At 41.9% G+C, this 22,212-nt stretch carries 18 protein-coding genes and 2 tRNA genes; 9 read left to right on the top strand and 11 right to left on the bottom strand.

Annotated features, from left to right (window positions below; genetic code table 11):
* Positions 1-51 precede the first annotated feature (51 nt).
* The gene (locus tag EPB74_RS06455; RefSeq protein WP_274903418.1) at positions 52-759 is read left to right on the top strand and encodes a DUF2057 family protein; all 708 of its coding nucleotides are present in this window, start codon (positions 52-54) and stop codon (positions 757-759) included.
* Between the two features lie 98 nt (positions 760-857).
* Here EPB74_RS06455 and EPB74_RS06450 read toward each other — a convergent pair whose 3' ends face one another.
* The gene (locus EPB74_RS06450; RefSeq protein WP_079692340.1) at positions 858-1,343 is read right to left on the bottom strand and encodes a Dps family protein; all 486 of its coding nucleotides are present in this window, start codon (positions 1,341-1,343) and stop codon (positions 858-860) included.
* A gap of 352 nt (positions 1,344-1,695) precedes the next feature.
* A complete protein-coding gene (locus tag EPB74_RS06445) occupies positions 1,696-2,355 on the bottom strand; it encodes a YcxB family protein (protein ID WP_079692339.1) in 660 nt (219 codons plus the stop codon).
* A gap of 436 nt (positions 2,356-2,791) precedes the next feature.
* Here EPB74_RS06445 and serS point away from each other — a divergent pair, with 436 nt between their 5' ends.
* Together serS and tkt are read left to right on the top strand one after the other, a co-directional pair.
* Positions 2,792-4,081, top strand: a complete 1,290-nt coding sequence (gene serS / locus EPB74_RS06440) for a serine--tRNA ligase (RefSeq protein WP_274903416.1) — start codon at positions 2,792-2,794, stop codon at positions 4,079-4,081.
* Between the two features lie 275 nt (positions 4,082-4,356).
* On the top strand, positions 4,357-6,354 hold the full coding sequence (gene tkt, locus EPB74_RS06435) for a transketolase (RefSeq protein WP_274903415.1): 1,998 nt from the start codon (positions 4,357-4,359) through the stop codon (positions 6,352-6,354).
* A gap of 176 nt (positions 6,355-6,530) precedes the next feature.
* On the opposite strand, the gene EPB74_RS06430 is transcribed toward tkt, so the two are convergent.
* Positions 6,531-7,574: a Shedu anti-phage system protein SduA domain-containing protein gene (locus EPB74_RS06430; RefSeq protein ID WP_274903414.1), complete on the bottom strand. Its 1,044-nt coding sequence runs from the start codon at positions 7,572-7,574 to the stop codon at positions 6,531-6,533.
* Positions 7,575-7,789: 215 nt separating this feature from the next.
* Positions 7,790-8,392: a YceI family protein gene (locus EPB74_RS06425; RefSeq protein WP_274903413.1), complete on the bottom strand. Its 603-nt coding sequence runs from the start codon at positions 8,390-8,392 to the stop codon at positions 7,790-7,792.
* 265 nt (positions 8,393-8,657) lie between these two features.
* Here EPB74_RS06425 and EPB74_RS06420 point away from each other — a divergent pair, with 265 nt between their 5' ends.
* Entirely contained in the window at positions 8,658-9,680 is a 1,023-nt protein-coding gene (locus tag EPB74_RS06420) for an NERD domain-containing protein (protein ID WP_274903412.1), read from the top strand.
* Between the two features lie 97 nt (positions 9,681-9,777).
* Here the strand turns inward: EPB74_RS06420 and EPB74_RS06415 are convergent, their stop codons facing one another.
* From EPB74_RS06415 to exaC, 4 genes are all read right to left on the bottom strand, one after another.
* On the bottom strand, positions 9,778-11,421 hold the full coding sequence (locus EPB74_RS06415; protein ID WP_274903410.1) for a GMC family oxidoreductase: 1,644 nt from the start codon (positions 11,419-11,421) through the stop codon (positions 9,778-9,780).
* Between the two features lie 185 nt (positions 11,422-11,606).
* Positions 11,607-11,933, bottom strand: coding sequence for a DUF779 domain-containing protein (locus tag EPB74_RS06410; protein ID WP_079692331.1), 327 nt, complete (start codon positions 11,931-11,933; stop codon positions 11,607-11,609).
* A 211-nt stretch (positions 11,934-12,144) separates the two neighbouring features.
* On the bottom strand, positions 12,145-13,173 hold the full coding sequence (adhP, locus tag EPB74_RS06405) for an alcohol dehydrogenase AdhP (protein WP_274903409.1): 1,029 nt from the start codon (positions 13,171-13,173) through the stop codon (positions 12,145-12,147).
* Positions 13,174-13,271: 98 nt separating this feature from the next.
* Positions 13,272-14,798, bottom strand: a complete 1,527-nt coding sequence (exaC, locus tag EPB74_RS06400) for an acetaldehyde dehydrogenase ExaC (RefSeq protein WP_274903408.1) — start codon at positions 14,796-14,798, stop codon at positions 13,272-13,274.
* Positions 14,799-15,097: 299 nt separating this feature from the next.
* Between exaC and EPB74_RS06395 the strand changes: the two genes are divergently transcribed.
* From EPB74_RS06395 to EPB74_RS06385, 3 genes are all read left to right on the top strand, one after another.
* Positions 15,098-17,023 carry an AAA family ATPase gene (locus EPB74_RS06395; RefSeq protein WP_274903407.1) on the top strand — a complete coding sequence of 642 codons (1,926 nt, stop codon included), beginning with the start codon at positions 15,098-15,100 and terminating at the stop codon, positions 17,021-17,023.
* A 123-nt stretch (positions 17,024-17,146) separates the two neighbouring features.
* Entirely contained in the window at positions 17,147-18,322 is a 1,176-nt protein-coding gene (locus tag EPB74_RS06390) for a type I glyceraldehyde-3-phosphate dehydrogenase (protein ID WP_274903405.1), read from the top strand.
* Positions 18,323-18,414: 92 nt separating this feature from the next.
* A tRNA-Ser gene (locus tag EPB74_RS06385) sits at positions 18,415-18,505 on the top strand.
* Between the two features lie 76 nt (positions 18,506-18,581).
* Here the strand turns inward: EPB74_RS06385 and EPB74_RS06380 are convergent.
* From EPB74_RS06380 to EPB74_RS06370, 3 genes are all read right to left on the bottom strand, one after another.
* Entirely contained in the window at positions 18,582-19,316 is a 735-nt protein-coding gene (locus tag EPB74_RS06380; RefSeq protein ID WP_274903403.1) for a hypothetical protein, read from the bottom strand.
* Between the two features lie 320 nt (positions 19,317-19,636).
* Positions 19,637-19,966 carry a CopG family transcriptional regulator gene (locus EPB74_RS06375; RefSeq protein ID WP_079692326.1) on the bottom strand — a complete coding sequence of 110 codons (330 nt, stop codon included), beginning with the start codon at positions 19,964-19,966 and terminating at the stop codon, positions 19,637-19,639.
* 202 nt (positions 19,967-20,168) lie between these two features.
* A tRNA-Asn gene (locus EPB74_RS06370) sits at positions 20,169-20,244 on the bottom strand.
* Positions 20,245-20,656: 412 nt separating this feature from the next.
* On the opposite strand from EPB74_RS06370, the gene EPB74_RS06365 reads away from it, so the two are divergent.
* The gene (locus EPB74_RS06365; protein WP_274903402.1) at positions 20,657-21,145 is read left to right on the top strand and encodes a M48 metallopeptidase family protein; all 489 of its coding nucleotides are present in this window, start codon (positions 20,657-20,659) and stop codon (positions 21,143-21,145) included.
* Positions 21,146-21,192: 47 nt separating this feature from the next.
* A complete protein-coding gene (locus EPB74_RS06360; RefSeq protein WP_274903400.1) occupies positions 21,193-22,137 on the top strand; it encodes a DMT family transporter in 945 nt (314 codons plus the stop codon).
* Positions 22,138-22,212 lie beyond the last annotated feature (75 nt).

Genomic DNA, 22,212 nt, shown 5'->3' with positions numbered 1-22,212 from the left:
AAGAATACAAATCTTTCTATCCAAAACGCTTTTACTATTACTGGAAAACTTATGAAATCAAATGCGTCTTTGCTCAAAAAACTGTCTATCAGCGCTTTACTTATTGGGGCTGGCTCTGTCTCGATGTTGTCACAAGCAGAAGTGACTTTGCTGGTTGATGACAATATCAAAGTGACTGCGATTAACGGCCAAGAACTCACACAGAGCGTCTTTCAGCCTTTAACTAAATCATTCACATTGCAGCCTGGTAAACACGTGATTACGGCTAAGTATGATCGACTATATAACTTGCGCCGCGATGAGCATGACTATTTGCGCTCAGGGAATATCAGTGTCGCAGCCGAAATGGCAGACAATCAAACCTATCGCTTAACCATGCCAAACCAACCAGAAGACTATGCAGCGGCCAAGAAATATGCTGAGCGTCCAACGTTGGCAATACAACAGAACAATACTGTTGTTGCCAGTCAACAAAGTGTCAGCGGCAATAACGGTAGCTTATTCTCAGGGTTGGGTAAAGCACTGGGCGGAGTATTTGGCGGTAGCGGTGATGCTGAACTACAAAACCAGCGTGCGATTGCAGCACTAGATCAACCGACTGTCACTACTCAAAGCAATGTCAATACTGGGGTAGTATCCACAACTACTCAAACCACAAGCGTTAGTTCGTCGACCAATACGCTGGATCAATTTATGCAAATTTGGCTACAAGCAACGCCTGCTGAGCGTGAAAAAATGCGTCAATGGATGCAAAAATAGAGGCTTTTTTTTATAAAAGCCCAATAAAAAAGCACCTATATTAGGTGCTTTTTTATTGCTTTAAATATCATTATTCTTATTGGATTTCAATAGAATCATTAGCCCAAAAAGGCATTATACATCCAAATAAGCTTTTCTTGCTCTTGCACATAGGCATCAACCAAATCAGCGGTACCTTGGTCGTCGCTTTCTACCGCGAGCGCTGATACTTGACGCTGCTCTGCGATCAGCGCTTGCAGACCACTAACCACACCGTTGACGCAAGTCGTGCCGTCTTTAACGTTTTTGTCTTCGCTAATGCTCGTATGCTGAGCAAAGTCGCTATAGGCATGCAATGGCGTGCCGCCTAAAGTTAGGATACGTTCAGCAATTTCATCAATTTGTAATTGCAGGGCTGTATATAGCTCTTCAAACTTTGGATGTAAGGTAAAAAAATGCTCGCCTTTTACGTTCCAATGATAACCACGGACGTTAATATAGAACATATGGTAGCTTGATAATAAGCTATTGAGCTTGGCAATAACTTCGCTCATATCTGCTTTTTCTAGACCGATTTGGTTAGTAGTATTATTAGTATTACTCATAATATTATCCTTATAATGTGAGTGTTGATTTAATAAAATAAGTACGGAAGACTAAATATAGAAGATTATGAGTGTAGCAAGTCATATCCTTCATTACTATGTAAATTGGTATAAAGGGGTCTTTAAGCATTATAAAATTATAAATAAATTGATGATGCTTAAAATAGGCTTAATTTCTACACACTCTGCTTTTATTTCAGTGCTTTTTGTTTTAATTGCCTTGTATCTTCAGTACTCAATACTTTATCTGTTGATGCTCATTATAATAGCAAAGTATTATTAATAAGTTAAATTCGATAAATTTAATTCTATGATTTATTTATCAAAACTACTCATATCTAAGCTATCAAATTTATGCTGGTGGTTGTAGGCTTTCAGGGTTCAAACCTTTCGCTGGAACGACTTCTTGTAAATGCTGACGTACGGTATCGATGGGAAATTTTTGAGCTTGTAGGCGCTTAGGGATGATTTGGCTACCTTGCTGACCCTTCATCTCAAACATCATAAAGATATAGTCATCTGTTTCATCCCAACTTTTAACGGCGCTCCAAGGAATCACGGCTTGTTGCATGTTACCTGCACGCATTTGCATGCCACGCATCTGATTGCTTTTAAACATATCTGGCTGGTTGACCGGCATTGCCATCACTAGACCGTGCTTTTGCACCCCCAGTTTCATCTGGCGCATCTCATCTGGCATTTCTTGGTCAGCGACTTGTTTTTCAAATTCTCTTTTGACATACCACTTGAAACCAAGGGTGCGAACCAATAGATAAATAACGACAGACGCTAGCATAAGCCAAAAAATAATGGTCGAATAACCGGTCAAAAAAACCAGACCAGCAATGGCTAATACCACAACAACTGCCATAATAACCCATTCTTTAGTCTTAATACTCGACAGACCAAATGAGGGACTGGCACTGGCAAATAGCTCATACTGTGCTTGGTGAAATTCAGCCTCGGTTATATTTAAGGCGACAGGTTGTAGCGTGTAGGGGTACAGGGCCATAAAGGTTTCTCAAATACTTATATTAAAAGCGTTGGATTAAAAGCGCCAAATGTAAACAGCGATGCAATACTTGGCTGGAAATAGAATAAAGATATGCGCTTATCTTACCGAAAACTGCTCTTAAATGAAACATATATGGCTGTCTGTTCACTAATAGACGCCATATTAAGGGTATTAATAAAGATAGGTGCCGCTTATGAGGGTTTATGAACCTTAAAGCCTATCATTAAGCTAAAACTAACCGATTATAAATCATGATTAATGGGTGAAAACCCATCCAAAAAACAACTAAAAAACAGCCAAAACATGGTTAAATCTGCTGGGTCTTGGTATCATAGTGGCTATCCTATATTTTTACGAACAACACGGCGTCATAGCCAATTTATTGTTTTCTTTTTAAACCTTTTATCCACTTTTAGCGCTACAGGCACCTATTATGATTGACCCAAAACTCTTACGCGGTGATTTGACAGATTTACAGCAGCAATTGGCCAGCCGTGGTTATGCGCTTGATATTGAGTTCTGGCAAAGTATTGAATCCGACCGTAAGTCTCTGCAGGTCAAAACCGAAGAATTACAGTCGCGCCGTAACGCAGGTGCTAAACAAGTGGGCGCACTAAAAAAATCTGGTGAAGATGCCAGTGAGCTGCTTACTGAAATGCAAAGTGTCAGCGGTGAGATTAAAACAGCCGAAGACGAGCTGCGCAGTTTACAAGGGCATATTACTCAAGCGGCATTACAGATACCAAATATCCCCGCAGCAGACACGCCAGTCGGCACTTCAGAAGACGATAATGTAGAGATGCGCAAATGGGGTACGCCACGTGAGTTTGACTTTGAGATTCAAGATCATACTCATATTGGTGAAACGCTGGGGATGCTTGACTTTGAAGCCGCTGCCAAGCTGACGGGTAGTCGATTTAATGTCTTAAAAGGGCAACTCGCGCAGATGCACCGCGCCTTGATTCAATTTATGCTGAATACCCATACCATCAAATATGGCTATACAGAAACCTATGTTCCTTATATCGTTAATTCTGAAAGTTTAAAAGGTACGGGTCAATTGCCAAAGTTTGAAGATGATTTGTTTAAATTAACCAATCATACCAATAATGATGGCACAGATTTTTATCTGATTCCGACAGCTGAAGTACCGATGACTAACTTGGTACGCGGCGAGCGCTTAGATATCAAAGAGCTGCCATTGAAGTTCACTGCCCATACCCCATGTTTCCGTAGTGAAGCCGGTTCGCACGGTCGTGATACTCGCGGTCTGATTCGTCAGCACCAGTTTGAAAAAGTTGAGATGGTCAATATTGCCAGCGCTGAGCAGTCAGATGATTTGCTAGAAGCTATGACTGGGCAAGCCGAATATATATTGCAGCAGTTAAGTCTACCGTATCGTGTGGTGCAATTATGCACCGGCGATATGGGTTTTGCCGCACAAAAAACTTACGATATCGAAGTATGGTTACCAAGCCAAGATACTTATCGTGAAATCTCAAGCTGCTCAAACTGCGGCGACTTCCAAGCACGCCGTATGGGCACGCGGGTAAAAGATGGTAAGCAAACTAGTTTGGCGCATACGTTAAATGGTTCTGGATTAGCGGTAGGCCGCACCCTACTTGCAGTCATGGAAAATCACCAAAATGCGGATGGTAGCATTACTATTCCAGAAGTATTGCGTCCCTTTATGGGCGGTGCTGAGTTGATTTTAGCTCAATAACAAAATTTACCGCATGAGCTGTAAGTCACTATGCTGGCTCGCAGCTTATTATTAGCAATCTATTATTGTTGATTATTTAACAAAACTGATATCAGTGATTGTTAAATACAAACCATCCTACCAACGCATTTTTGGCTTGGCTGATAGCAAATATGTTAATATTGCCGTTTAATTAAATACCTTATTTCCAAGAGCGTTTATCGCGCTCTTATTCTATTGTTCAATTGGTTTTCCTCTTATCCTCCATACTTCTTATCCGAATATTAGGACACTCTATGCCAGCTCCAATTAGCGAACGTAAATTAGCCAATGCCATCCGTGTACTGTCGTTTGATGCAGTTCAAAAAGCCAACTCCGGACATCCGGGCGCGCCAATGGGCATGGCTGATATTGCCGAAGTTTTGTGGCGCAAATTTTTAAAGCACAATCCTGCTGACCCAAGCTGGCACAACCGTGATCGTTTTGTATTGTCAAACGGTCATGGCTCAATGTTGATTTACTCGCTCCTACATTTATCAGGTTATGACGTTAGCGTTGATGACCTAAAAGGCTTCCGCCAACTACATTCAAAAACCCCTGGCCACCCTGAGCTAGGTTATACCCCTGGTATTGAAACCACGACTGGTCCACTAGGACAAGGTATTGCTAATGCCGTTGGTTTTGCAATTGCAGAAAAGACACTAGCGGCACAGTTTAACCGTGACGGACATAACGTCGTCGATCATCATACTTATGCTTTCTTGGGTGATGGTTGCTTGATGGAAGGTATTAGCCATGAAGTTTGTTCACTGGCTGGCACGTTAGCATTAGGCAAGCTAGTATTTTTCTATGATGACAACGGTATCTCAATCGATGGCAATGTCGACGGCTGGTTTACGGATGATACGCAAGCGCGCTTTGAAGCGTATGGCTGGCACGTTATCAAGGTCGACGGTCATGATACCGATGCGATTACTAAAGCGACTGATCAAGCGATTAAAGAAACTGCAAAACCAAGTCTAATCATTTGTAAAACCACTATTGGTGCAGGTAGCCCGAACAAACAAGGCTTAGCGTCTAGTCATGGTGCACCGCTTGGTGATGATGAAATCGCTTTAACCCGTGATGCGCTATCTTGGAAACATGCACCGTTTGAGTTAGATGACGAAATCTACGAAGCATGGGATGGTAAAGTCAAAGGTGATGTGTTGCAAAAGAACTGGGATGCGAATTTTGCAGCTTATAAAAGAGCTTATCCAGAGCTTGCTACTGAGTTATTACGTCGTTTAAATGGCGAATTACCAGCTGATTTTGACAAGCAAGCGCAAGCCTATATTCAGCAAACTCAAGAGCAGGGCGGTGATGTTGCTAGCCGTAAAGCCAGTCAAAACGCAATTAATACCTTGCAACCATTATTACCAGAACTCATGGGCGGTTCAGCGGACCTTGCTGGCTCAAACCTCACGTTATTTAAAGATGCCAAAGGTATCCAAGAAGACGCTGCTGGCAACTATATTTATTATGGTGTACGTGAGTTTGGTATGACCGCGATTGCCAATGGTATCGCACTACATGGCGGCTTTATCCCTTACGTCGCAACCTTCCTGATGTTTATGGAATACGCGCGTAACGCCGTCCGTATGGGCGCATTGATGAAGCAACGTGTCATCCACGTTTATACCCATGACTCGATTGGTCTTGGTGAGGATGGTCCAACCCATCAGCCCGTTGAGCAATTGACTAGCTTACGTACCACACCTAATCTACGTACATGGCGTCCTTGTGATGCGACGGAATCTGCCAGCGCTTGGGTTGAAGCAATCAAATCTGAACACAATCCATCTGCACTTATCTTTAGCCGTCAAAGTTTGCCACATCAAGAACGTGACAGCGAGCAAGTGGTTAATATTACCAAAGGCGGTTATGTGCTGGCGAAAGAGCAGAGCGAGCTACAAGCAATTATCATTGCTACTGGTTCAGAAGTTGGTCTTGCGATGCAAGCGTACGAAACATTGAGCACAAATGGCGTTGGCGTTCGTGTAGTCTCTATGCCATGTGCTGAAATCTTTAGTGAGCAAGATGCCAACTACCGTGAAGCGGTATTACCTGCCAATATCCGTGCTCGTGTGGCGGTAGAAGCGGCGCATGTAGACTACTGGTTTAAGTTCGTTGGCCTTGATGGCAAAGTCATCGGCATGACCACTTATGGCGAATCCGCTCCTGCTGAAGAGCTATATAAAGAGTTCGGTATTACTGCTGATGCTGTGGTTGATGCGGTGAATAGTTTGGTTTAATCAGTCTTTTTAGAACTATGTAAAAGCCCCAAGCTAATTTAATTAGTTTGGGGCTTTTTATATTTTACATTAAGGATTACGATTTGTGTTCAACAATAAACTTGGCTCTTTCGTATAACTCGTCATAGGTAATAATTTCAACGTTTCGAGAGTCTCTACGAAATAACTCAAAAGTTTTAAGTTTTAAGTTTTATCTTTTTTTCTTTGTCAGAGCCTTTACTCTCTTCTAAATCTGTCAACGAACCAATTATTAAGAAAGTTTTAGAGTCGCAGGCACGTTGTGTGATTGTTTTTCCATCTTCGTCAAACAGTTCTTTTTGTTCTACTTTTATCTCACCACAAGCTTTTTGCTCAAGAATTTGTGAGTAAGAGTCAAGTAACTCAGGAGATAACTTCCAGCAGCCTGCTCGATTTTGAGAGTTCTTGAACAAAGGAGTAGTAGGAAGTTTGATTTCTACGAAGGATGTAAATCTTTTATCACCAAGTAAAAAATCTGATATTACCCCGTCTTTACCCGCGGCATCCGTATCAGAAGCATGAAATTCTTTCTGTAATATACCTTGAAATCGGTAGTCTAATCCGTAACCAAATATCCATTGGTTTAAAGTGAAAAACTCTTGCCAAGCTGTTTCATCTTTTGTTAAATGTTTATTTAGAATATTTGTCTTATAGTCAGCTATATAATCTTCGTCTAATAGCATTCTAAATATTTCTAGCTGAGATTTCCTGTAGCCAGTACTGACAATATCATGAGAGGTAATATTTTCAGATGCTAATATTTCCTTTAAAACATCTTCGCCTTCTTCAATATCAAGAATACTTTTAATCGTTTCTAATCTTTCTGCATTATTTGCAAAAACAATGTTAAAAGGGTGTCTAGATTTATTTTCTGGATAATGGTTTATATCAATTTCACACATCAATGTTAGAAAAGCTTTAAGCTGTTCAAGGCAACTAATGCTTAAACTAATCTTATCCTTTACTTTGCCATTTGTAGTCTTGGTTATATCAAGCTTTCTAGCTTCACCACTATTATGACTATAGAAAACTTTTATTTGGGTCTTTGGGGCTAGTTGAATTGTATAACCAGTACTATTTTCTTGTAGATCTTCATGCACGATATAAAAGAAACTTCCGTGGCTAAGTTTATGCTGATATAGTTTGTTAGGAAGGGAATTTAAAATTACCTTTTCTTCAGTAGTGTTATTTATAGGTAGCATATTAAGTCCGTCTAAAGTCTCTTAAGTTAAAAAGCATAATAGCAGACAATTTTTTAGAAAAGCATATATTTACTGGAGTATGTTTTGTTTGATATAAAAGTCTACGTAGTACATTGTATTTTGTGGCTAACCTTACGACATAACCAAACATCGAACCAAAAAAAGAGTGACTAGAAAAAAATCCTAGTCACTCTTTCTTACGCCTTTTTTTAACATTAATTAGCAGCAATCAATTTTCCTGATATCTCAAGCGGGATGATATTACTAATCATTTTTGGAAAAGCGGTGACCCCGTAGCTATAACGATCTACCAAACCCGTAGCGCAAAATTTTAAGGTAGGTTTAGAGGTAATAGGATCGTTTTCAATATCTGACAAGGTCACTCTTACAGTCAAAGGTTTGGTTTGACCCAAAACAGTAAAGTCACCGGTCACATTCGCTTCTTTAGGATTAATCATACTCACTTTTTTTGAAACAAAAGTCATCGTAGGGTATTTCTGAGTATTAAGAAGCTCTTTTCGACGTAAAAATGAATCTCTAAAACCGCGATCCGTGTCAATACTGTCGGTATAAACGGTAAAATTAATAGTCGTACTTGTTGGGTTTTTTACATCATAATTAATAGCGCCATTCACTTTATTAAACTTACCATCGGTGGTTGCCTTACCCAAATACTTAACCTCAAAGTCCACATTGGTTTTTGGTACATCCAGTTTCCATTTTTGTGGAATGGTCGCGGCCAGCGCCATTGCTGGTAATGATACTAATAGACAGGTGCTTAGTGTGATTTTCAGCAAAGAAGTGACACGTATATTCATAGATATAATCCAGAGGGTAATATAAAAATTATCGTTACTTAAGATAATTTTGCTAAAGATACTTTTTAATTAAGATACTTTATGAAGCTTTGCGCTAATGTATGTAATTCTTGGTGGTTTATGTGATTAGTAATAATTCGATAGCGTACTACAACTAGGCTGTTGCAATGTATTATTAAAGTTATAAGTCATTAAATAAGTAAGCATCAATAGTTATTTACCGCTTAGAATAGGTGTTTTTATCCCCTGTAAATTGGAAAAAATCATGTCCCTTATGTCCAGCTTTAAAGGCGTTTTAGGCGAAACAGTTATCAATGTTGCCATGTGGCTAAAGCTTGAAAAAGACGTCTATCATCGCCTAAACAATATTACCTTACCATTAGCTAATGGCGGTAGTACCCAGATTGATCATGTCATCGTCTCCGTGTATGGTATTTTTGTGATTGAAACCAAAAACTATAAAGGCTGGATATTTGGCAATGAGAAGCAGAGGCAGTGGACTCAAGTTATTATGGGTCGTAAGTATAAATTCCAAAACCCATTACACCAGAATTATTTACATATTAAGACGCTAGCAGATTTGCTAGAGCTGGAGTTAAACTACTTCCATTCGATGATTGCTTTCATTGGTGAGTGTGAGCTTAAGACTCGTGATGAGTTACCTGAGCACGTATTGACGAGCGGCATAGCATCTTATGTGAAGAAAAAACAAGATAAGTTATTAACCGACGAAGCAGTCGAGGCTATCGTTGAGCAGATTGAAAGCAATAGATTTAACAAATCTTGGAAAACCAATAGGCAGCATAAGGCCTATCTAAAAGACAAGCATAGCCATTCAAATAAGACTTCAAGTAAGAACCCAAATACTAATTCAAGTAATAAGTCAGTTACTAAGCCTACACCTGAGCCAACAAACACAGAAATTGTTAAAAGTAGAGGAGTATTTCGATGGTCTGGTCAAACGGCGGTTGAGCACGTTGATGCAGCGATTGTTTCGGCTAGCCATGATCAGCCTATTAATTCTACTAATCTTGCCAACATTCAGCTGACCAATGAGGATATGATTTTTCTCACACCGTTCGCTGTTTTAGAACCTGAGCCTAAAATTACTGAACACTCTGTCATTAAGCAGGTTGATAATCCCGCTGTATCGCCTGAGACACCTGCTTGCCCAAAATGTAGCGGTGAGATGGTAAAACGCGTCACGAAAAAAGGTCAGCGCCACGGTCAGCGCTTTTATGGTTGTCGTCAATTTCCAAAATGTCGCGGTGTGATGAGCATCGATTAACACTAAATCATCATGTTCAGCTATATTAGCTGAGTTTTTTTTCATTAACCGCGCATTTTAACAATGTAAGCAACCTTAATCTTGGAAGCAACGGGTTCTAAGCAAACACTGGCTCTTTATTCATGTGGTTTGCCTTGATAAGGTCTGCTATTTTTTCGGCAATCATAATCGTTGGTGCATTGGTATTGGCACTGATTAATGTCGGCATTATTGACGCATCAATCACTCGTAATCCACTGACGCCTCGCACCTTTAATTCTAAATCGACCACTGAATCGTTATCTGAACCCATACGGCAAGTTCCGACAGGATGATAGATAGTATCTGATCTATTACGAATATAACCCAGCATGCCGTCTTTTTCGATATAAGGAGCAGGGTAGTCTTCGGTAATATATTTGGCCATTGGCGATTCTTGCATGATTGCTCGCGCACGCTCCGCGCCTGCTACCATATACTCTACATCTTTGGGGTCAGAGAGATAGTTTGGATCTATCAATACGGCGTCAGAGGGATTGGCAGAGTCAAGCCTGACCGTGCCGCGACTTTCAGGGCGTAGGTAACAGGTGTGACAAGAAACAGCGAAGCCGCGTTTGATATCACGACCATGATTAATGACACGAGAGATGACAAAGTGTAGCTGAGTATTTGGCCATTCTTTTGGATCATCACCGACGCTATAGAATGCGCCCGCTTCCGCATAGTTAGTAGACAAGAGGCCTGTACCATCCTTTCTCCACTGTCGAATACTTTTGGTTAGGGTTGGAATAGTCGCCATGCCGACCCCGATGACATCGGTGGTATTCACCTCGTAATCAAATACGACGTCCAGATGATCTTGTAGATTACCCCCAACTTCGGGCGCATCTACCACCACATCGATGCCGTGAGACTGCAAATGCTCAGCAGGTCCAATACCTGATAACATTAGGACTTTAGGCGAGCCAAAAGCACCGCCTGATAATATTACTTCATGACGCGCCATAATGGTATGTTCAACGCCATCTTTTTCATAGACGACACCAGTCGCTTGTTTGTCTTCAATGATAACGCGGTTAGCTTGCGCATGGGTAATAACGGTTAGATTTGGTCGGCTTTGTACCGGATGCAGGTAAGCGGCAGCGGCAGAGCAGCGTTGACCTTGTTTTTCACCATGAAAGTGCGTGACTTGATACAGTCCTGCACCGTCTTGCTTTTTGCCATTAAAATCCTCATTACGGTCAAGACCATTGGCAACGGCCGCTTCTACAAATGCTTTTGAGATGTCGCGTGGACTGAGTAAATCACTGACATGTAGGGGTCCGCTATCACCATGCAGATCATCGCCACCATGAATATTGTTTTCTGATTTGATAAAATAGGGTAGCACATCATCAAAACCCCAACCGCTACAGCCTTGTTCAACCCAGTGTTCATAGTCTAGCGCACTGCCGCGCGTATAAATCATCGCGTTAATGGCGGATGAGCCGCCCAAGCATTGCCCACGTGGTTGAAAGCCGCGGCGGTTATTAAGATGCGTTTGCGGCGTGGTATGAAAACACCAATTGTTTAATTTAAGCGGTTTTCCCGGTACCATCAAAATCAGTCCGGCAGGTACACGTATAGCAAGATCTTTACCGTCGCCACCGTATTCTAATAAACAAACGCTGATATCTGGGTTTTCTGTAAGGCGGCTGGCAAGTACACAACCTGCAGAACCACCGCCAACGATGACGTAATCAAAACTTGCTTCAAATTCCATTTTATATTCCTTGTAGCATCCATGCTTATTAAAAGGCGCTTGTTAAAATAGGTTACGCTCTACAGTATCTATTATTTTGCTGAAATAACAAAATAAAAATGACTAGAGCGTGTCTTTATCAAAACATAATATAGCAGAACAGTGCGGCGAAGCTAGGTTTACGTTTGTCGTTATTTAATATGACGTTATACCGCACAAACTTCTGAGCGTACTATAAAGCGTTTACCTTCGGGTATTTCTAGCGAAAAGCTTGCACCGCGTCCGTTGACTACATCGATGGTTAAATCAGTATGTTGCCATAGCTTATACTGCGGCTTGCCCATATAAAACGGACAGCCAGCGAGCTCACCAATGAGCACGTCTTGACCGCCCACTTTAAACTCGCCTAATGGATAACACATCGGCGAGCTGCCATCACAACAGCCACCTGATAGATGAAACATCAACTCGCCATGCTTAGATTTCAATAGTTCGATCAGTTCTTTACAAGATTCTGTCGCCGTGACTTTCATAATGATTTCCTTATCATTAAAATATAGCTGTAGAAGGTTTTTCACTTAAAATAATTAGCATAGCTTACGACTACACTAAATAAGAATAGAAAAAGCCGTATAATTTTCATTCACATCATTTATAACATGTGAGTGAAAACGATACGACTTATGGTTTGTACTTAGTGTGGTCTAAGACAATGTTGGCTTAAGCCAAGGTCATAAGAAAAAACTACATGCTATAGTCAATGACGATGCGACCTTCGATTTTACCATTACGCATACGTTCAAAGATATCATTGATATTCTCAAGTGGTTCAGCGGCAACGGTGGCTTTTACCTTGCCTGCCGCCGCCATATCTAGCGACTCTTGTAAGTCGAGACGAGTACCAACGATTGAGCCACGAATGGTAATACCGTTCAAAACAGTATCAAAAATTGATACTGGGAACTCACCGGTTGGTAGACCATTACAAACCAAAGTACCGCCGCGTCGTAACATACCAAGCGCTTGATCAAAAGCTTTTGCCGATACTGCTGTCACTAGTGCACCATGAGCACCGCCGATTTCTTGTTGTATATACTCAGCAGGGTCAGTATTTTTTGCATTAACAGTGACTTTTGCGCCCAGCTTTTTAGCAAATGCAAGTTTATCATCATCAATATCGACCGCAGCCACATTGAGACCCATCGCGATGGCATATTGAACTGCCATATGACCTAGTCCGCCGATACCGGAAATGACGACCCAATCGCCTGGCTTGGTGTCGGTCATTTTAAGACCTTTATAGACAGTGACACCTGCACATAAAACGGGTGCAATCTCAACAGAGTCAACGCTTTCAGGGATAATGCCGACATAGTTTGCATTGGCTAGAACATATTCTGCAAAACTACCGTTAATCGAATAGCCAGAATTTTGCTGCTTCTCGCATAAGGTTTCCCAGCCGCCTAGACAATGCGTACAGTGGCCACAGGCAGAGTACAACCAAGGAACCCCGACGCGGTCGCCTTCTTTGACGTGGGTAACGCCTTCGCCAACAGCTGTTATCAAGCCTACGCCTTCATGTCCAGGAATAAATGGTGGGCTAGGTTTTACTGGCCAGTCTCCTTCAATGGCATGTAAGTCAGTATGACAAACGCCTGATGCTTGCATCTTGACCACAATTTCACCAGCACCTGGTGTCGGAATATCTACTTCTTCAATCTGTAATGGTTGTCCGAACTCATGTAAAACGGCCGCTTTCATTTTATCACTCATTTTACTTTTTCCTCATTACTGTTGCTTAAGTTATAATGCTATGCAAACACCAATTGAGCACTTTATAGTCTTGCCATAAAGTGCTTTGAAAGAGAGGTTTAAAAGAACCCCATCGCTTTAGGACTATAAGAGACCAGCATGTTTTTGGTTTGCTGATAATGATCGAGCATCATTAGATGGTTCTCGCGACCAATACCAGACTGCTTATAACCGCCAAATGCCGAATGGGCAGGATAGAGGTGATAGCAGTTGGTCCAAACACGACCGGCTTTAATGCCACGACCGAAACGATAAGCGCGAGTGCCGTTACGTGTCCATACGCCAGCACCAAGACCATACAAGGTGTCATTGGCGATAGCCATTGCTTCTTCATCGTCTTTAAAAGTAGTGACGGCAAGCACAGGTCCAAAGATTTCTTCTTGAAACACGCGCATATCATTGGTGCCTTCAAAGATGGTTGGCTGTACATAGTAACCGTTTGCCATGTCGCCATCATGTTTGGCGAGCTCACCACCTACTAGGACTTTTGCACCTTCTTTTTTACCAATATCAAGATAAGAAAGAATTTTTTCTAACTGATCTGAGCTGGCTTGGGCGCCGATCATGGTTTCTGTGTCGAGCGGATTACCCATTTTGATGGCTTTAACGCGGGCGATACAGCGTTTCATAAATTCATCATAGATGCTTTCGTGCACGAGCGCGCGTGATGGGCAAGTACAGACTTCACCTTGGTTCAGCGCAAACATAACCAAGCCTTCAACCGCTTTATCTAAGAAGTCATCGTCTTCATCCATGATGTCGGCAAAGAAAATGTTTGGACTTTTGCCACCCAGCTCTAGCGTTACTGGAATGATATTTTCACTGGCGTATTGCATGATTAAGCGACCAGTGGTGGTCTCACCAGTAAAGGAAACTTTGTCGATACGCGGGTTGGAAGCAATTGGCTTGCCGGCTTCAACACCGAAGCCGTTAACGACGTTAAGTACGCCTTTCGGTAGAATGTCCGCGGTGCCTATTAAGTCAAGCATGTACAAAATAGAAGCAGGGGTTTGCTCGGCTGGCTTGAGGACGACACAGTTACCAGCTGCAAGGGCAGGAGCAATTTTCCAAATTGCCATTAAAATAGGGAAGTTCCAAGGAATGATTTGACCGACGACACCTAGAGGTTCATGAAAATGATAGGCAACCGTATCTTCATCAATTTGGCTGATACCGCCTTCTTGCGCGCGGATAACGCCAGCGAAGTAACGTAAATGGTCAATGGCGATTGGAATGTCAGCGGCGAGGGTTTCACGTACGGGTTTACCGTTTTCATAGCTCTCGGCGATAGCGATTTTTTCAAGGTTGGCTTCGATACCATCGGCAAGCTTGAGCAACATCTTGGAGCGTTCGGCGACACTGGTTTTGCCCCAAGCGTCTTTGGCGGCATGAGCGGCATCTAGCGCTGCTTCGATATCAGCAGCTTTAGAGCGCGCAACTTGACAGAATACTTTACCGTCGATTGGACTCGAGTTATCAAAGTACTCACCATCGATTGGCGCAACCCACTCACCATTGATAAAGTTATCATATTTTTTGCGGAATTGGACGGGACTGTTTTCAGTATTGGGATAGGCGTATAACATTAACGACTCCTTGTTGTGTATTATGGCTATTTAAGAATAAATGACTTAAGAATAAATGTCTGGTCGTCCTGACCAAGCTACCACTCTATCGTACTGAGCTTTAAGGCAGAGTGATAATGACTTTTTATAATGATATATTTTGTATCACATAACTTAAAGTTATGTGAGCTGTTGTGGTTAAAGTGGTTTGCAAAACGGATGTAGCTGCTATAATTGTGGTCAAATACTTTTAGCTCGTTATGGTTAACCCTTTAATCATGGCAGCTTTCTTTTCTTATACTATTGGTTGGTTTGGATATATGCGTCAATCTTCTGCTCTTGATATCTTAAAAACAGGTCAAAATGTATTTTTGACTGGCTCAGCAGGTTCAGGTAAGACTTATACTCTCAACCAATATATTGATTACCTGCGCGCACGCCGTGTGCCTGTTGCCGTCACCGCCAGTACTGGAATCGCCGCGACGCATATGAACGGCACCACCATTCATAGCTGGTCGGGTATCGGTATCAAAGATGAGCTGTCTGATCGTGATTTGAGCAATTTATCACGTAAGCAGTTTTTGGCAGACCGATTAAAAGATACGGCAGTACTTATCATCGATGAGATATCAATGCTGCATGCCAAGCAGATTAATCTGGTCAGCCAAGTGCTTAAGCATGTGCGTAAGAATGACAAAGCCTTTGGTGGGATTCAAGTGGTGGTGGCAGGGGACTTTTTTCAGTTACCACCGATTGGTAGTAAGGGCGAGAGCAATCGTGAGAAGTTTGCCTTTATGTCGGAAGCTTGGCTCGATGCTAAGTTTCATATTTGCTATTTATCGGAGCAACATCGTCAAGTGAGCGAAGCGGCCAATGGCGGGCTTGATTTGGACGATATTCTGAATCAAATCCGTCGTCAAGAAGTGACTTTTGAGGCGATAGCTGCTCTAGAAGCTACTTACGATCAAGATGTTGATATCAAACGCACACGGCTATATACGCATAATCTCAACGTTAATAAAATTAATGATAAAGAGTTGACTGCGTTATCTGGTGAGATGATGCGCTTTGAAGCCACGTCTGTTGGTGACAGTAAGCTGGTTGAGACACTAAAAAAGACCGTACGTACTCAAGATGACTTGACTCTCAAAGTTGGCTCAAAGGTGATGTTTATTAAAAACAATACCGAACTTGGTGTGTCCAATGGCACCATGGGCGAGCTGATTGGCTTTGCAGCTGTCAAAGTTGATGATAGTAAAGACAATAGTGATGCCTTGATAGCAGAGGATGATGACAGTACTGATACAGTTAAAGATAATAAAAGCGCAAAAGAAAAAGCCAAAAAAGGTAAAGAGAAGCCAAAAGCTAAACAGCCAACGACACAAAAAATGCCAGTGGTTAGGCTCAATTCAGGACGCGAGGTCATTGCTGAGCCTGAAGAGTGGATCATCGAAGATGAAACGGGTGATGTGCTGGCGAGCTATGAGCAAGTGCCATTATGTCTGGCTTGGGCAATTACCATACATAAGTCGCAAGGTATGACGCTTGATGCCGCTGAAATTGACTTGTCACGTACCTTTGAGCTTGGGCAGGGTTATGTGGCACTATCACGACTTAAGTCGCTAGCAGGTTTGCAGCTGCTAGGTATGAATGACATGAGCTTGCAGCTTGATCCACTAGCACGCGGTGCAGATAAGCGGTTTTTAGTGTTGTCTGATGAAGCAGATGCCAACTATGCTATGCTTGATGAAGAGAGTATGACGCAGGCGCATGAGAAATTCATTCTTAAATCAGGCGGTACATTAAGCAAGTCAATAATTGATGCCTACGCTAACCTACAAAAAAAGCGCCGCGAACAGCAGCAAGCTCAAATAGATAAAAAACAGAAATTGGGCAATCAAGTTTCTGATAAGTCGGACAGTACATTATTAGCGACGCGGCTGTTATTAGAGGAAAGCTTGTCTATTGCGGAAATTTCTCAAGCACGGCAGCTTTCACAATCAACGATTATGCGCCATATTGGTGACTTAAAATCTCAAGATCCAAGCTTGGCTTGTGATCATCTGCGTCCAGAGGACGAGGTGATGACGGCGGTTGGCAATGCCTATGTAGCGATTAAAGTCGCTAATAATCCAAACGATTTTAATGATGATGGCAGTATTAAGCTACGTCCGATATATGATCATCTAAAGCAGAGTATTGACTATAATACGATTCGCTTGGCACTGATTTTTATTACGCCATAGCATTTAACAAATCATTTGTATAAGAAGTCTTAAGTTCCGTTAGTATTCTATTGGTTGTACTCCATTTTAGCGTTGAACTTGCAGCGCTCAATTCTTTTTTATATCTTATAGCGATAATTTGTTATGCCTGATTTTTCTAGTGCTACTTACCGTTTGACATCTAACCCTGCTACAGCAGGGTTTCATACGACCAGTGACCAGACTCAGCCTTTACGAGTGGCTATCAATGGTTTTGGTCGCATTGGTCGCAATGTGCTGCGCGCGCTACTAGAACGCTTTGAGGTACTAGGACGCGCCATTCATGTGGTGGCGATTAATGATTTAGCACCGGCTGAGACGTTATTGCATCTACTCAGGTTCGATAGCACGCATGGACGCTTGAGTCGATTGGGCGTTACTGCTGATATCGTACAAGATGGCATCACCGATCGTCAGCAAAAACCTTGTGCAGCGGCAGAAAACGACATTCAGCTGTGCTTAACCAAAAACAGTCTCACTTACTGCATCCGTTTATTATCAAGAGAAAACCCGACAACACTGCCATGGAAAGATTTGCAGGTCGATGTGGTGCTTGAGTGTACTGGAAATTATCGCTCATACGAGCAGGCAAGCTTGCATATAGAGGCGGGTGCTAAACAAGTAATTATCGGTGCTGCTCCCTTTGACCATGTCGATGCTTGTATCGTGATGGGCGTCAATAGCGACACCTTAACGCGTGATTTGCCGATTATATCGAGCGTCTCTTGTACCACGCAAGCATTGGTACCGCTGATTGATACCCTTGATAAGGCATTTGGTGTTGAATCGGCTATGATGACCGAGATTCATGCAGTGACTGCCGATCAAACCGTACTTGATCAAGCGCATCGTGACTTAAGGCGTGCGCGAGCTTCTGGTTATAATATTATTCCGACGACTTCAAGCAGTATCGCTGCTACGGAGCGCGTGCTGCCTAATATGGTAGGTAAGATAAATGGTCACTCTATCCGCGTGCCAACCATTGATGTGGCGGCCATTGATGTGACTTTCGTGTTCGATACGCCAAACGTTAGTATTGAGGCTATTCGAGACGCACTGAAAACTGCCAGTGAGGGTAGTTTGATAAATATTATGGCTTATACCGATGAGCCATTGGTTTCAAGTGACTTTATTCATCAGACTGAATCGCTCATCATTGATGGTCAACAGCTGATGCAAGTAGGTGAGCAGCATAAGGTTTTTGCTTGGTATGACAATGAATGGGGCTACGCTAATCGCATGCTAGATATGTGCTTGCATCTTGCCTCAAGCAAGTCTTAGACAAGAAATTAAAAGCTATTAATAAATTAATTTAACTTTTTTAAGATTACTGCTTGCATTCTCATTTCAGATCGCTATAATGATGCACAAATGGAGACGTGGCAGAGCGGTTGAATGCACCGGTCTTGAAAACCGACAAGGGTTCATAGCCCTTCGAGAGTTCGAATCTCTCCGTCTCCGCCAAATTCGAAAAGCCCCAATCAGCAATGATTGGGGCTTTTTTTATGATGCTTTTTATAAATTATCTGAATCATACCTCTTATTTTATTAACGACTCATCAAACTCAATTTCCTGTCCATCTACTAAAACCAGTTTACCTTCACTAATATCAATACTTATCCCTGTGTTGTTTTTAATGGCACGCATGACATTGATATCTTCAATACTGCTGTCGATTATTATTTTGCCCGATTGTTCAGGCTCAATAGGTGGCTCGAACTGCGTCAATGGCACATTAAAACTTTTACTTTTGGTCAGCCGCTCTTCTTTCATAGTCAGTGTGCCTTTGAAGCTTTCGATAGCCACTTTGCCATGATTTGAAAGCATAAAGTGGAGCTTCACTTGGTTTAAGCTATCGCTATCGCTAGTTTTGACCGGCAGTAGGGCGATCGGATAATTTTGGACATTAGCACTTTCAGCATGTTGACTGGTCACAATCGAACTTTTTTTACCCGTTGGATTGTTTGGATGTCGGCGCTCATATTCGCGCTGTTGTACCAAGGCTTGCTTAATGGTGATACGCGGCATAGCACCTGATTCATAAGCACCGCTGAGTTTCATACGCAGCATATAGCGGCTTAAAAGCTGCCTATCACCTTCAGGTAAACGCTCAAAAGTATTTCCCAGTTTCTGTTGCCATTGATCAGAGTTGGTCGGTATGGTCTGCTTAGTGGGGTCAGTTTGCGGCTGTGAGCAGCCATTGATGACAGGCAGCATCGCTAAAGTTAGCGTCAAGAATATAGCTTTATTTAAACGTTTATATAAACCAATCATCTGATACCTCCTTGTAAACCTGTATAGATAGTAATGTCTGCTATCTTAATCTATCGCGTCTAAGGGTTGTGTATGTTTATTTATCGATAAATACAATATTAGGTTTTTGAGATGAGGCTTTGTGAGGTAAGAGTAAGTGGTTTTGAAGTTGGATTTTTTAAGATAGCAATAAAGGAGCTTACTTTAAAAAAGAGCAGCGGGTTTCGCAAGTGAATCAAGTCCAAGATATTATTGCAGGTTGCAAAAAAAAGACCAAGCGCCGTTAGGCTAACTTAGTCTTTATTAATATTGACAGCATTGATTGCTTAAACGTTTAAAAGCTACTTATTGTCTTGTAGCTCAGACAATGGATGGGTGATATTGTTATTATGGGTGACGACAATCGCCTCATCAATAATGCGTTGGCTCACACCTTTTTTGCGCAATGTCTCAATAAAAACCTCATCATGTGCGAGCGTATAATCTTGATGATCGCGATCGAGACCTTGACGAATATACAGTCGAATCAAACCTTGAATACGCTTAAAGCCGAGCTCTGATGCAGTTGCTGTTAAAAGCTCAATCATCTCTTCAGATAGGCGAATGCTGACAGGGCGCATGATTTTTTGCGGATGATCAGAAAACTTATTTTTTATACGTACAGGTATCATAATAAACCATTACTATTAGTGAGTAGGGATAAAGCACTCAAGCAAAGCCGACTTGGTTACATCTGCCTTTACCATACAACAAAAGTAGCTAAAAGGACACCGTAGCCGCATTAATAACCATATTAATCGTGCAACAGTAAAAGCCAAAAACGTCAACCATAAAAAAACCTCCATCAAATGAATGATGAAGGTTTTTAGTATATGGCTCTCCAACCTGGGCTCGAACCAGGGACACACGGATTAACAGTCCGTTGCTCTACCAACTGAGCTATTGGAGAATAGATGGTCATAACGACAAGTTTTACAAAGGCTTTAATAAGCACAATTGCTTGTCTTGTTTGCGTTATGTGGGGCACATTTTAGCCAAGTAGCTACAGGCTGTCAACCTTATTATGAGATTAATTATAAATATAGTCGTAATCCATCCAAAATCAGCGGTTATGGCGTTGAAAGTCGGTATCCTATTGCATGGTTTTATGAAATGCGCCAGCAATGCCAGAGACAGACAATACAAAATAAAATTAATATGCCGATAATCACCTGCTACTGCTATCCTTTTGAGAGTGTATCGACTATATCGTTTATTTGAAAATAAAAACCATCGCTGCATAATAGAACGGGCATTATCTATCAGAGCAAAAAAATATTAATAACGTACAATGTAAAAGGTAAGATATTAAGGATAAAAAAGTGACCACATTAAAATATATTGCTCATTATTCTGAGCAAATTCAAAGCCAAGCCGCCATGCTCATTAGTAGTGGCAGATTAGGCGATTATTTGAATAAAAATTATCCAGATAAACACCAGATACAAAGCGACAAAGCGCTATACCAGTATATCAATGATATAAAAAGTCAGTATATGCGTAAAAGTAACTCGCTGACCCAAGTGACTTATAATAGTAAGCTTACCGTGCTCAAACATGCACTGGGTATTCATACTTATCAGTCTCGCGTGCAAGGCAGTAAACTCAAATCGCATAATAGCATCACGGTGGCAAGCTTGTTCAAAGAAGCGCCGCCTGAGTTTTTGCGTATGATTGTCGTGCATGAGTTGGCACATTTTAAAGAGCAAGAGCATAACAAGGCTTTTTATCAGCTGTGCTGTCATATGGAACCGGACTATCATCAGTTGGAGCTGGATACGCGTTTGTGGTTACATTGGCGTGAGCAGTAATTTAGCTTATTTATCATAATAAGACGGTTTTAAAAGTAGGATAAGCTATGAGTGCGTCAGCACAGCAAGAGGTTTTTGGCAGTAAGAAAGCATGGATTATTCCTTTGCTTTGTTTATTGGCAGGCGGCGCCTTAATCGGCATTTCTACCAATTTAGCAAAATATGCAGGCGAGATTGGTTTGACGCCACTGGCATTTCTCTTTTGGTCGATCACGGGTGCTGCATTCATTTTGTTCACTTATGCGCTTCTACGTCACGAGTTACCACCTTTAAATAAGCCTATTCTCAGGTATTATTCGATTGCAGCATTGGTAAGTATTGCAGCTTCCAACTTAATATTTTTCTCAGCGATTCCGCATGTCGGTGCAGGTTTTGTTGCTTTAATTATCTCCTTGCCGCCGCTCCTTACTTATCTTGCAGCAATCGTACTTCGGATAGAGCAATTTACCAAGCTTCGCGCGCTTGGCGTGGTCGCGGCTCTTGCTGGGGCAGGGGTATTGGCGGCCCGTAAGTTTTCTGCACCAGATGCGAGTGTGTTTTGGATTGTTTTAACTCTTTGTGGTCCTGTTTTATTGGCCATTGGCAATATCTATCGAACGTTGTATTGGCCAAACAACCTCTCTGCCCCCGCGCTCGCTCCCGGTATGCTGATAGCCGCTTCAGGGTTACTTGGCCTAGTCAGTATCATTCCTAGTTACTCACTTACTGTTCCGATAGCCGAGCTTTTACCGCTTTGTTTAATCATCGTGCAAGCGTTCGTCTTTGCTGGTCAGTTTTTACTACTGTTCTTACTACAAAAAACGGGTGGTCCAGTGTTGTTGAGCTTATTAGGCTCGGTAGGAGCAGTTGTCGGTGTACCTGTCGCTATTTTCTTACAAGGCGAAACCCCACCAGAAGGGCTGTTTTTAGGTGCTTCATTGATAGCGCTCGGTGTGATATTGGTCACCTATGGTGGAGTGAAAATGACGGAATCACCGACAGAGGAAATATAAGATAATGATAGAGACGCTTAATAATAATCTACTCGGCAAAATATGGACGATGTCATATATTGTTGAATATTTGGT

The organism is Psychrobacter sp. DAB_AL62B, assembly GCF_028895345.1.
Lineage (GTDB): Bacteria > Pseudomonadota > Gammaproteobacteria > Pseudomonadales > Moraxellaceae > Psychrobacter.
Note: the sequence above shows the minus strand (reverse complement) of the source record. Positions and strands in the feature narration are given on the sequence as shown.